The organism is Kineobactrum sediminis (genome assembly GCF_002868715.1).
GTDB lineage: Bacteria > Pseudomonadota > Gammaproteobacteria > Pseudomonadales > Halieaceae > Kineobactrum > Kineobactrum sediminis.
In genome coordinates, this window is the sequence record NZ_PKLZ01000002.1 from 375,691 (window position 1) to 388,027 (window position 12,337).

The following is a 12,337-nucleotide window of genomic DNA, read 5'->3' on the forward strand; positions in this document are numbered from 1 at the left end:
TATCCGCAAAGCGGAATACGTACGAGATATAGCGAGCAAGCCGGCTGGTTGGTTGGGCACATTAATGGGGTCAGGTCTCGCTTTGTAACATCGGCATAGCCGATGTTACAAAGCGAGACCTGACCCCGTTGCCTATACTATCCATCAGGACTGCGCCGGTGTAAGCTCAGGGAGCGTGCACTAAAAAAATAACAGCGATCACTCATGGAGGCTTTATGCCTGCTTATCCTCGATTCCCCGGTCTTGTTCGAGCCTGTGTTGTTTTTCTTGGGCTATGCACCTTATACGGTTGTTCCGACAGTGGCGACACGTTGTCCCCAACCCCGCAACCCGTTCCACTCGAGCCGGCCGAAGAGCCGGATCCCAACCTGGTAACCATTGCGCCTGGAGATGACTTTCAGCAGCGGTTGCTGGAAGCGATGATCAATGCAGAGCCGGGCCAGACTATAGAATTGCCCGAGGGAGAGTTTGAGATAGATGCGGCTCTCTCCCTGGATGTCGATAACGTCACCATTCGCGGTCAGGGGCACGAGAGTACAGTGCTTAACTTTGCCACCCAGGTGTCGGGTGGAGAGAGTATTCTCATCACCAGTAATAATGTCTTGCTGGAAAACTTTGCCGTTATCGACCCGCCTTCAGACGGCATAAAATTCAAGTTCTCCAATGGGGTGACCATGAAGTCGCTACGGGTTGAGTGGACTTGCGGTGCCTGTGTGGAAAACGGTGCTTACGGTCTTTATCCGGTTCAGACAGAAAATGTCCTCATAGAAGACAGCATTGTAGTCGGGGCCAGTGACGCAGGTATCTATGTCGGACAGTCCGACAAGATTATCGTGCGGCGCAATACGGTATCCCTGAACGTTGCGGGAATTGAAATCGAGAATTCTACCAACTCTGACGTCTACGATAATCTCGCTGAAAACAATACCGGCGGTATCCTGGTCTTTGACCTGCCAAATCTGTCTATCGACGGTGAGCGCTCACGAATTTTCAACAACATCGTGAGGAACAACAACACCGGTAACTTCGCCCCCGAAGGAAATATTGTTGGGGTGGTGCCTGCTGGTACCGGCCTCCTGGCTATGGCTTTTGATGATGTCGAGATATTCGGCAATACGATTGAAGGTAACCAATCGGCGGCTATTATCATCGTGAGCTTCGATATCAGTGGTTTGACAACAGATGATGTGACTTATGACCCGGATCCCCGGCGGATTCATGTTCACGATAACGTATACAGCAACAATGCTTCTGATCCACAGGATCTGGCTGGCGATGTGGCTTCGTTGTTCGCGGCTCTGGGTGGCCTTCCCGAAATTGTTTACGATGGACTGGGTGAGAACGGGGGTGCGTTTGCCGATACTGATCGAATTTGCATTAACGAAGACCAGTCCGTCAGCCGCGGAGTCGTGTTTCATCCTGACGGTTCTGGCTCAAGCATCGACCAGTCCTTCTTTGCCTGCGCTCATGCGTCGCTGCCGGAAGTTGTGCTCGATACGCCTGAAGTGATAGCTGAAGGAGAGATTCCGCCCACAGAGGAGGAAATTGAGCAGCTGTGTACGCCTGTGGGATCGATGCCAAATTTTGATGCTGCCGAGGTCAGTTGCCGACAGCTTTCCGGCTATAACCTGTTTGCGGATAATGAAGAACCTCGCAGTGCTGCCAATGACGGTATTCACTATGAATTGACTACCGAGTTGTTTACCGATTACGCAGAGAAATATCGCTTCATCTTTGTGCCTGATGGCAGTCAGGGAGCTTATTCCACCCGAGACGTTCTCGACTGGCCGATCGGTACGATTATCGCCAAGACCTTCACGATGCCCAATGACTTTTTGAATTCCGCCGCAGGTGAAGTGATTATTGAAACGCGTATTATGATTCACCGAAACGATGGCTGGGTAACGCTTCCCTACATCTGGCGTGAAGATGGTAGCGGCGCAGATCTGACCGTTGCCGGTGGTCGACGCACATTGAGCTGGATTCACAGTGATGGTTCCAGTCGCAGTACCGACTATGTCATTCCCGATGCCAACAGCTGCAAAACCTGCCACGGTGTTACCCGAGCCGAGACCGGCAGTGGCGTAAATACTGAAACGGTTAATCTTCCGATTGGTCCAAAGGCACGTTTCCTCAATAGAGATAACGTGTACGGCAGTGAAACCGTCAATCAACTTGAGTATATGGCGGCACAGGGCGTTTTGGCAGGCTTGCCGACCGACCTGGCGAGCATTGAAACAGCACCTGACTGGGAGGATACTGCGGTGTCGCTGGAGGGTAGAGCCAAAGCCTATCTGGATATAAACTGTGCGCATTGTCATAGCCCGGGTGGTTTTGCGAGTAATTCAGGCATGTTTCTCGAGTTCTGGCGCACGGTGGATACTACTTATGGCATATGCAAGGCACCGGTTGCTGCGGGTGCGGGCTCTGGCGGCTTGCAATTCGATTTTGTACCGGGTGATGCAGACCAGTCGATTACGCTTTTTCGGATGGACTCCAATGAACCCGATGTCCGTATGCCGGAAATAGGCCGCAGTATTATTCACGACGAAGCAGTCGCCCTGGTCCGTGAGTGGGTAAATAGCCAGATTGGTGGTTGTAACTAGCGGTGGGCTGAAAGCTGGCTGGAGGGTATAGACAGAGGGGGGTCAGGTCTCGCATTGTGGCATTTGCAAATAGCCGCCACGAGGCGGAACCTGACCTCATCGCTCCGGGGCGATGTTACAAAGCGAGACCTGACCCCATCCGTTAATTCAAGAGCAATGTATGACCTCCCCAAGAAAAGCCCTCTTCACCAGGGTCCATCAAATACCCCCCAGTCAGGCATCTGTGCAACCGGACGCGGTTGCGCTGTGGTGGCAGGGCAACCCCCTGTCTTATGAGACCTTGAATGCCCGCGTGGAAAAGGTAGCGCGGAGACTTGCAGCCGGCGGCAGCAGAAACGACAGAATAGGTATTCTCGCCTGGAACTGCCCTGAATTTGTCGAGTTGATCTATGCGGTACCCGCGAGCGGCAAAATTCTCGTGCCGTTGAACGCCAGGCTGGCTGCTGATGAGTTGCTGTATCAGCTGTTGTCAGCGGGCGTGACAACCCTGTTCGCCGATCCGGAACTGCTTGCGCCACTGCTCGATCATCCCGGTATGCCCGAAGGGATAATCGTTATTACCCTCGACGGCGAGTATCAGCAGTGGCAGGAAGCCGGTTCATCGGCTGAGCTTCCGCTGACCGCTGAGGACGACCCCGTATGGATACTCTACACATCCGGTTCCACCGGCAGGCCCAAGGGTGCGGTGCTGACTCATCGTTCCTTTATGGCGGGCCTTGAATCTGCTGCTATTGGGCGTCCGGTAACGTCCGACGACCGCTATTTTTATCCTTTTCCACTGTTCCATGTTGCCGCGCATAACGTGCTGTTGCAGCACCAGTACGGCGCCGCCGTTGTTCTCGCCCGGTCATTCAATGCCGCTGAAACCTTAACAGCTTGCCGGGAGCTGAAGATCACTACCATGTCGCTGGCACCGACCATGATTGGGTTGCTGCTGGATCAGCCTGGCTTCAACGCTGCGGATTTACAAACGGTTCGCACTATCGGCTACGGCGCGTCTGCGATGCCGGAGAGCCTGTTGCGACGGTTGCTGACGGAGACCACTGTTGGCCTGTGCCAGAGCTACGGGATGACCGAATTGTCCGGCAGCGCGGCATTCCTGACGGTGGCGGATCATCAGCTGGCGGCTACCACCCGGCCTGAACTACTTGCCAGTGTCGGTAAGCCATTGCCAACTGTGATGATCAGGTTGGCTGACGAACGCGGCGATTCCTGTGTCCAGGGTGAAAGTGGCGAAATTCTTGTGCAAGCCCGGCAGTGCATGCTGGGGTACTGGCAACAGCCTGCTGCGACTGCTGAAGCACTGGAGGATGGCTGGCTGCGCACTGGTGACATCGGCCGGTTTGACGCCGATGGCTATCTCTACATCGTCGACCGCAAAAAGGATATGGTGATCAGCGGTGGTGAGAACGTTGCCTCAAGGGAAGTTGAAGAGGTGCTGCGGCGGCACGCTGCAGTCAAGGATTGCGCGGTGATCGGGATGCCTGATACGACCTGGGGTGAGAGGATTTGCGCGGTGTTACAGCTTGCGTCGGAGGTTACCGATAAAGACCTGTCTGCGCATTGTCGCCAGTATCTGGCCGCCTACAAGACGCCCCGACAATGGCTGCGGGTCGACTCTCTGCCGGTTAATGCAGCGGGCAAGGTCGACAAGCCGGGGCTAAGGCGAAAGATGACAGATCAGCCAGCGGCTGCCACTATTAAGCACTGAAACGAGTTGTCTTAACCTTTCCAACGCGCACGGGTGATTGGCTATGCAGAATGCTATTGGACTGATCGGCCTGGCGGTGATGGGCCAGAACCTGGTGCTGAATACAGCCAATCACGGTTTCCCGATAGCCGTATATAACCGCACTACCGAGACCATGAGAGAGTTCATTGCTGGGCTCAGCAGCGAGCCCGAAGATAAGGTCTGGCCGGGTAGCCGCGACAGGATAACCGGTTACGAACATCTCACGGATCTGGTGGCCTCGCTTGAGCGTCCGCGGCGAGTGATGATGATGGTTAAGGCCGGCAAGCCTGTGGATGCCGTCATCGACCAGCTACGGCCACTGCTTGATCCTGGCGACCTGATCATTGATGGCGGCAATAGCGATTTCAGGGATAGCAGACGTCGCTCGCGAGAATTGCGCGACCATGGCCTGCTGTTTGTCGGCGCGGGAGTTTCCGGAGGGGAGGAGGGGGCGCTCAAGGGGCCGTCCATTATGCCGGGAGGCCACCCCGAGGCCTGGCCGCTGGTGAGTGATATCTTCCAGTCCATTGCAGCCAAGGTTGGTCCCCACGGGGATATACCCTGCTGTGACTGGGTGGGGGAAGACGGTGCGGGACACTACGTGAAGATGGTGCACAACGGCATAGAATATGGCGACATGCAGCTTATTTGCGAAGCCTATTTTGTTCTCAAGCATGCACTGGGCCTTTCCAACAGCCAGCTTCATCAGGTTTTCAAAGCCTGGAACGAGAGCGAGCTTGAGAGTTACCTGATTGAGATTACCCGGGATATCTTCACTGTGAAGGACCCGGAATCCGGTGGCTTCCTGGTGGACCAGATTCTGGATGCCGCTCAACAAAAGGGCACGGGTCGGTTGATGAGCCAACATGCTCTTGAGCTGGGTGTGCCTACAACTTTGATTACCGAGGCAGTATACGCCCGTGCGCTTTCCAGCCAGAAAGACGCACGGGTGCGTGCAGCTGCAGTACTCCCGGGCGCGGATGGCGCCTTCAACGGTGACCACAGCCGGTTTATAGAGGACGTGCGCCTGGCGTTGTATGCATCGAAGCTGGTCAGTTATGCGCAGGGGTTCGTTCAGCTCGACGCGGCGGCCTCTGAATTTGGCTGGGAATTGGACAACGGGAATATCGCCATGCTCTGGCGCGGGGGCTGCATCATCCGATCGGTGTTCCTGGAGGATATCAAGGCGGCTTTTGTCGCTGATCCTAGCCTCGAAAATCTGCTTTTGGATGATTTTTTCCGGGGAGCGATTGAGCGGTCTCAGGAGAGCTGGCGGGGGACTGTTTTGACGGCGGTCAAACTGGGCTTGCCGGTACCGGGGTTTGCCGCCGCTCTATCTTATTATGACGGCTATCGTTGCGAGCGTTTGCCGGCCAACCTGCTACAGGCACAAAGGGACTATTTTGGAGCCCATCGCTATGAGCGCCTGGACAGTCCCCGGGGAGAGACGTTCCACACCGATTGGCTCCGCGAGCGGGCTGCCGACTGATATATTCAGGTTGTCACGTTGTGATAGATGTTCTGGACATCGTCAAGGTAATTGAGCATATCCAGCAATTTATCGAACAGGGCCGCATCTTCCTCGCCCAGTTCCACTGAAGTCTGGGGCACGAATTGAACCTCGTCCACATCAAACTCAATATCGTCAAAGGCATCCTGTAGTGCCTGCTTCGCCTTGAAGTGCTCTGTATGGGGCACAAATGCGATGATTTTATCGTCTTCGGTTTCAATATCCGTTACGTCGACGTCGGCCAGCATCAGGGCTTCAAGGGCTGCATCGACATCCTCTCCGCCAAACACCAGGATCGCGCTGTGATCAAACATGTGGCTGACGCTACCGGGCGTACCGAGCTTACACTTGGTCTTGGTGAAACATTGGCGGACATCACCAAAAGTGCGGTTCGGGTTGTCGGTCAAGCACTCAACGATCAGCTGTGACCCGGCGGGACCGAAGCCCTCGTAGCGGGCCACTGCAAAATCCTCGCCGCCACCCCCCTTGGCTTTCTCCAGCGCCTTGTCGATGACGTGAGTGGGAACCTGGTCTTTCTTTGCTCTCTCGATCAGGCTTCGCAGTGCAAGATTACCATCGGGATCGACGCCACCTGATTTGGCGGTAACGTAGATTTCACGGGCATAGCGACTGTATACCCTGGCTTTGGCATCCGAGGTCTTTGCCATCGAATCTTTACGGTTTTGGTAGGCGCGGCCCATAGCATATTCCAGTGACGGGGTCAGGTCTCGCATTGTAGCATCAGCAAAGCTGGGTTGGCCTCATCCAATAGCCATCTGGCAGAGGTTTGATCTCGGGTTTTGGCTGCCTGGCGAGCCGGATAATGAGGGTCCTGAGGTTGCCCGGCGTCGACTGCGAATCAGCCTCTCTGGAATTTGACAGGAGATGCCTTTGCGATCTTAATGCAGGGCTGTAGCGTGGGATCACTTCTCACAGAAATTGATGAAAATAGCAGGAGCATGCTTCACTGATGGCGGGTTCTCTAAAAGACCAGTTACTGAAAGCGGGACTGGCAGATGCCGACAAGGCTAAAAAACTGGATAAAGAAAAGCGTAAGGTGGCGAAAATAGCCAGGCGTTCGGGGGTCGAGCTGGTTGATGAGACCAGGGAGGCAGCCCGGGCCGCCCTGGCAGAAAAGGCCCGGCGCGATCGTGAGCTGAATCAGGCCAATAACAGCAAAGCGTTGCGAAAGGCGATTAACGCCCAGATAAAGCAACTGATCGAAACGCACAAACTTCCCAAAAGCCGGGGAGATATCGGTTTTAATTTCACTGATGGCAAGAAGGTGAAAAAGCTATATGTCACCAGTATTGAACAAAAGCAGTTATCCGCCGGCCAGTTGGTGATTGTCAGGCAGGGTGATCAGTACGAGATTTTGCCGCATCCAGTAGCCGCAAAAATAGCGGAACGTGATAGTGATCGGGTGATTGTCTGCCGTGACGAGGATGCCGCCGCCCTGAGTGAGGAAGAACAGGACTGGTATAAAGATTACGAAATTCCCGATGATCTCATGTGGTGAAAAAGCTTCATCTCCAATAGTGGGATAAACACGCGGGGGTCAGGTCTCGCATTGTAGCATCGGCTCGGATGCTACAATGCGAGACCTGACCCCCCGGCTTTTGACATCCAGATTCTTGAACTCGGGTCTGCTGCAGCCCAACCAGAGGTAAGTGAAATGAATATAGAAATGAGCGCAAGCGATCTGGCGTTTCGCGATGATGTAAGGTCATTCCTGAAAGACAACGTTTGCAAACCGGGAGAAGACTACGGCCGGGGGCGCCTGGACTGGTTTGCGAAGGCCGCAGCGAAAGGGGGTTGGGACGTGCCGAAGTGGCCGCAAGCCTTTGGCGGTCCGGGCTGGACGCCAAGCCAGCACTATATCTGGGAACAGGAGACCGCGCGCGCCAGTTTGCCCTGGGACCTGCCCTTCGGGGTGGGCATGGTGGCGCCCATTATCATGGGTTACGGCAATGCGGAGCAGCAGGCCCGGTTTTTGCCGGATATTCGCGCCCGCAAGGTCAACTGGTGCCAGGGCTATTCAGAGCCTGGTGCGGGTTCGGATCTTGCGTCCCTCAAGACCCGGGCAGAGCTCTCTGCCGATGGTAGCCACTATGTGGTTAATGGCCAGAAGACCTGGACAACAGCCGGTCACATCGCTGACTGGATGTTCCTGCTGGTGCGCACCGACGACTCCGGCCGCAAACAGGAGGGTATCACCTTCCTGTTATTGCCGATGAAGCAATCCGGTATCGAGGTGGAGCCGATTATCACCCTCGGTGGTGCCCATAGTGTGAATTCGGTGTTTCTGACCGATGTTAAAGTGCCGGTCGCGGACCGGATCGGGGAGGAAGGCAAGGGTTGGACCTATGCCAAGGGCCTGCTGCAACACGAGCGCACGGGGCTGGCGGGTATTTCGCGCTCCCTTGTTGCGCTCGAGGGATTGAAGGCGAAAGCCGCCTCTGTTGTCTGCGGTGATGGCAACCTGATGGACGATCCTGAGTTTAGAGGCAAAGTGGCAACGCTGGAAATTGACCTGCTGGCGACTGAATTCACTGAGTTGCGCAGTCTTGCCAGCGCCCAGGCCGGGGCGGCACCCGGCCCGGAGTCGTCGATCCTCAAGCTTAAGGGCACCGAGATCCAGCAACGTATTCAAAAGCTGACGGTGGAGGCCGGAGGCATTTACGCCGCCGCCTGGGGTGGTAACCAGGTCGGGCCGGGGTTTGCGCGCGCGGGCATGGCCGGCTACCTCGCCAGTCGCGCCTACACCATATATGGCGGCGCCAGTGAAGTGCAGCGAGATGTCATTGCGAAAAATGTTCTGGGTATCAAGAGGTCTTCAACATGAATTTCGATCTGACCGAAGAACAGCAGCTGATCCAGGGTAGCGTTGCACGCTTTATCAAGGACAACTACGCACTTGATACCCGTCAACAACTGGTGGCGAGCGCCACGGGCTACAGCGATACTTACTGGTCGATGATGGCGGAGCTGGGCTGGCTCGGGCTGCCCTTTGCGGAGGAAAATGGCGGGTTTGGCGGTAACCAGGTGGACACCATGGTGTTGATGGAGCAGTTCGGCAAAGGCCTGGTGCTGGAGCCTTACCTGGCCAGTGTGGTTATGGGTGGCGGTGCCCTCAAGCGCGCAAGTGACGCACTCAAAGAAGCTGTTCTGCCAGCTGTCATTGACGGTACTTGCAAACTCTGCCTGGGCTACGCCGAGCCCCAATCCCGATTCGACCTGCATGATGTCGCTACCACTGCTGCAGCAGATGGTGGCAATTTCATCATCAGCGGGCACAAGTCGATGGTGTTGCACGGCGGCAGCGCCAGCCGGATTGTCATATCTGCCCGGACCAGTGGCGAGCGCACCGATGTAAACGGCATTTCGCTGTTTCTGGTGGAAGCGGAGGCCGACGGGATTCAGCGTGAAAGTTTTCAGACAGTGGATGGATTACGCGCCGCTGAAATTACCTTCAAGGATGTGCGCGTCCCTGCGAAAAATCTTATCGGGGAGCTGGACGCCGGTTACGCAATACTTCGCGCCGTTGCCAATGACGCCATTCTGGCGCTTGCTGCCGAGGCCGTGGGCGCTATGGAAATGCTTTATAAAGATACCGTTGCCTATACGCAGGAGCGCGTCCAGTTTGATCACCCGCTGGCGGATTTCCAGGTCCTGCAACACCGTATGGTAGATATGTTCATGGAGTATGAGCAGTGCAAGTCACTGTTGTTCCGCGCGACGCTCGAGACCGTGCAGAACTCTGATGAACTGGCCCAGCGCAGTATTCACGCGCTCAAGCACCTGGTCGGCAGAGCCGGTATATTCATAGGTGAAAATGCGGTGCAGCTCCACGGTGGCATGGGTATGGCGGAAGAGCTGAGAGTTGGGCATTACTTCAAGCGGATACTGGTTATCGACAGCCAGTTTGGTAATGCTGATTACCACCTGCAGCGTTTTGCAATCTGAGGATGGCTGAACCTGTTACCGCCGACCGGAGTCACAACAGTATTGCACCCGGATGCCACTGGGTGTTCGGCTACGGGTCCCTGATCTACAAAGTGGATTTCCCTTTTTTGCAGCGTATCGAAGCCAGTATATGTGGCTGGGAGCGACGTTTTTGGCAGGGGTCCCACGACCATCGCGGGACCCCTGACGCTCCCGGCCGGGTGGTAACCCTGATGCCGGCACCCGCTGTCATCTGTAAAGGTGTAGCCTATCTGATCGATCAGAACGTATTTGAGCATCTTGATCACCGGGAGAAAAACGGTTACCGGCAGCACCGCGTTGATATCAGGCTGGGTTCCGCTGAGCCCCCCGTGCCCGGCGTTGTTTATGTGGCACCGGAAGATAACCCCGCATTCCTGGGGCCGGCAACCTCAGCCGAGCTGGCAGCTCACATTGCCGGCGCAATGGGTCCCAGCGGCAGCAACCATGACTACTTGTTGAAGCTGGCTGATGCACTGCACGCATTAAATGCCCGCGACCCCCACGTAGAAGAACTCGCTGCACTGGTTCGCGAGCTTATCCACCAGGCATGACGGCATCATTACACGCGATTTTTATAACATACGGAGATAGCGCATATGACTGACACTACAGGCTACACACCACCTCGCGTCTGGACCTGGGATAAAGGCAGTGGCGGGCGATTTGCTCATATCAACCGACCTGTCGCCGGGCCGACTCACGATAAGGAGCTACCCGTCGGCAAGCATCCTTTGCAGCTGTATTCGCTGGCGACGCCGAATGGCGTGAAAGTGACGATTATGCTGGAGGAACTTCTTGCTCTGGGGAAAGCCGGTGCGGAATATGATGCCCATCTCATCAATATTCTGGAAGGCGACCAGTTCAGTTCGGGTTTTGTAGAGATAAACCCGAACTCCAAAATCCCGGCGTTGCTTGATCGTAGCACTTCGCCCCCGATCCGGGTGTTTGAATCCGGGGCGATTCTGGTTTACCTGGCAGAAAAATTTGGCGCTTTTCTGCCCGTGGCACCAGCCGAACGGGCGGAGTGCCTGTCCTGGCTATTCTGGCAGATGGGTAATACACCCTTCCTCGGTGGTGGGTTCGGCCATTTTTATGCCTATGCTCCCGAGAAACTGGAGTATCCGATTGACCGCTTCACCATGGAAGTGAAACGTCAGCTTGACCTCCTGGACCGCAACCTCGCGGGACGCCGGTATCTTGGCGGTGATGAATACACGATTGCCGATATGGCGAACTATCCCTGGTATGGCAGCCTTGTGCTGGAGACATTGTATGATGCGCAGGAATTTCTTGATGTTGAGTCTTATACCCATGTGCGCAGGTGGGCAACGGAGATCCAGGCGCGCCCGGCGGTGCAACGCGGGCGACGGGTAAATCGGATATGGGGCCCGGAGGAAGAGCGGGCCCCGGAGCGACATGATGCGAGTGATCTGGACATTTAGCGCAGACGGCGCCGCGCATGATATGTGCTATACATTGATGAGCCTCTTACTTAACCAGCGCAGGAGTAATTTATGTTTTACGCCCTACATAGAGAACGCCCGGTTAGCCTCTCTCTCTGGCTTGTTGTGGGTATCACCCTCATATCATTGCTATTCTCTGTCGGCAGCAGTGCAGCCTCCACCGATCTCAAGGTTCTGGTGCGCGCTGATGATGCCAAATACATTGGCAGTGGCGTGGGGGGGCTTAATGTCACCATCAAGGACACTGTGACCGGTGAGCTGCTTTCCCATGGAGTTATCTCCGGGGGAACGGGAGATACCACGGCCTTGATGAAAAAATCTCACTCCCGTGGACGCTCTCCGGTTGCCGGTGATCCGGCAAGCTTCCAGACCGCGCTGGAGTTGCAGCGGCCAACCCGCATAGAAATCAGCGTAAGCGGTCCACTGGATGTAGCGCAGAGCAGCCAATCGGTCTCCACGACGTTATGGATGATCCCCGGTACGCACCGCGTTGAAACACCGGTGATCCTGCATATGCCAGGTTTGATTACCGATCTGGTGAGCTATAGCCTTGAAAACCGGACACTGTCACTGACCGCCAGTGTCACCATGATCTGCGGTTGTCCGATTACCGCGGGCGGTTTATGGGATGCGGCGGAGTTTGTTGCTGTAGTGCAGCTGTACCAGGACGGAGAGCACATCGTTGAAGCGCCCCTGGAATTTACCGGTAATGACAATGAGTTTGCCGGCAGTATCAAGGTACCCGATGCCGGTGACTTCGACATGGTGGTCTACGCCTATCAGCAAAATACCGGCAATACCGGCGTTTACCAGCGGCCCTTGCGAGTCAATTAAAAAGAGGGGGTCAGGTCTCGCGTTGTAGCATTTGGCCGTATTGAGGTGGGAGCTGGGGTCAGGTCTCGCGTGGTAGCACCGATGCATGATCAAGCCGTTATCGCGGATATCCAGACGATGCTACAACGCGAGACCTGACCCCAGCCCTTCAAGCGCCAATACCAAATGCTACAATGCGAGACCTCGTATCTTGACGATGTCGTTC

General features: G+C 55.6%; 10 protein-coding genes. 9 read left to right on the plus strand and 1 reads right to left on the minus strand.

Annotated elements, in window-relative coordinates; genetic code table 11:
* Nucleotides 1-215: 215 nt before the first annotated feature.
* From CWI75_RS05260 to gnd, 3 genes are all read left to right on the plus strand, one after another.
* Complete coding sequence (locus tag CWI75_RS05260; RefSeq protein ID WP_101520435.1) at nucleotides 216-2,606, plus strand: parallel beta-helix domain-containing protein; 2,391 nt, start codon at nucleotides 216-218, stop codon at nucleotides 2,604-2,606.
* Nucleotides 2,607-2,829: 223 nt separating this feature from the next.
* Nucleotides 2,830-4,317 (plus strand): AMP-binding protein, encoded by a 1,488-nt coding sequence (locus CWI75_RS05265; RefSeq protein WP_162299996.1) that lies wholly within the window; start codon nucleotides 2,830-2,832, stop codon nucleotides 4,315-4,317.
* Between the two features lie 43 nt (nucleotides 4,318-4,360).
* Nucleotides 4,361-5,827: a decarboxylating NADP(+)-dependent phosphogluconate dehydrogenase gene (gnd, locus tag CWI75_RS05270; RefSeq protein WP_101520437.1), complete on the plus strand. Its 1,467-nt coding sequence runs from the start codon at nucleotides 4,361-4,363 to the stop codon at nucleotides 5,825-5,827.
* A gap of 5 nt (nucleotides 5,828-5,832) precedes the next feature.
* Here gnd and CWI75_RS05275 read toward each other — a convergent pair whose 3' ends face one another.
* Complete coding sequence (locus CWI75_RS05275) at nucleotides 5,833-6,549, minus strand: YebC/PmpR family DNA-binding transcriptional regulator (protein ID WP_101520438.1); 717 nt, start codon at nucleotides 6,547-6,549, stop codon at nucleotides 5,833-5,835.
* A gap of 269 nt (nucleotides 6,550-6,818) precedes the next feature.
* On the opposite strand from CWI75_RS05275, the gene CWI75_RS05280 reads away from it, so the two are divergent.
* The 6 genes from CWI75_RS05280 (at nucleotide 6,819) to CWI75_RS05305 (ending at nucleotide 12,132) form a co-directional block, all read left to right on the plus strand.
* Nucleotides 6,819-7,367 carry a DUF2058 domain-containing protein gene (locus CWI75_RS05280; RefSeq protein WP_101520439.1) on the plus strand — a complete coding sequence of 183 codons (549 nt, stop codon included), beginning with the start codon at nucleotides 6,819-6,821 and terminating at the stop codon, nucleotides 7,365-7,367.
* A 168-nt stretch (nucleotides 7,368-7,535) separates the two neighbouring features.
* The gene (locus CWI75_RS05285; protein WP_241521084.1) at nucleotides 7,536-8,693 is read left to right on the plus strand and encodes an acyl-CoA dehydrogenase family protein; all 1,158 of its coding nucleotides are present in this window, start codon (nucleotides 7,536-7,538) and stop codon (nucleotides 8,691-8,693) included.
* Complete coding sequence (locus CWI75_RS05290) at nucleotides 8,690-9,814, plus strand: acyl-CoA dehydrogenase family protein (RefSeq protein ID WP_101520441.1); 1,125 nt, start codon at nucleotides 8,690-8,692, stop codon at nucleotides 9,812-9,814. The genes CWI75_RS05285 and CWI75_RS05290 overlap by 4 nt, the downstream gene beginning before the upstream one ends.
* 2 nt (nucleotides 9,815-9,816) lie before the next feature.
* Nucleotides 9,817-10,386: a gamma-glutamylcyclotransferase gene (locus tag CWI75_RS05295; RefSeq protein WP_101520442.1), complete on the plus strand. Its 570-nt coding sequence runs from the start codon at nucleotides 9,817-9,819 to the stop codon at nucleotides 10,384-10,386.
* Nucleotides 10,387-10,431: 45 nt separating this feature from the next.
* Nucleotides 10,432-11,277, plus strand: a complete 846-nt coding sequence (gene yghU / locus CWI75_RS05300; protein ID WP_101520443.1) for a glutathione-dependent disulfide-bond oxidoreductase — start codon at nucleotides 10,432-10,434, stop codon at nucleotides 11,275-11,277.
* Between the two features lie 72 nt (nucleotides 11,278-11,349).
* Nucleotides 11,350-12,132, plus strand: a complete 783-nt coding sequence (locus CWI75_RS05305) for a hypothetical protein (protein WP_101520444.1) — start codon at nucleotides 11,350-11,352, stop codon at nucleotides 12,130-12,132.
* The last annotated feature ends 205 nt before the right edge of the window (nucleotides 12,133-12,337 follow it).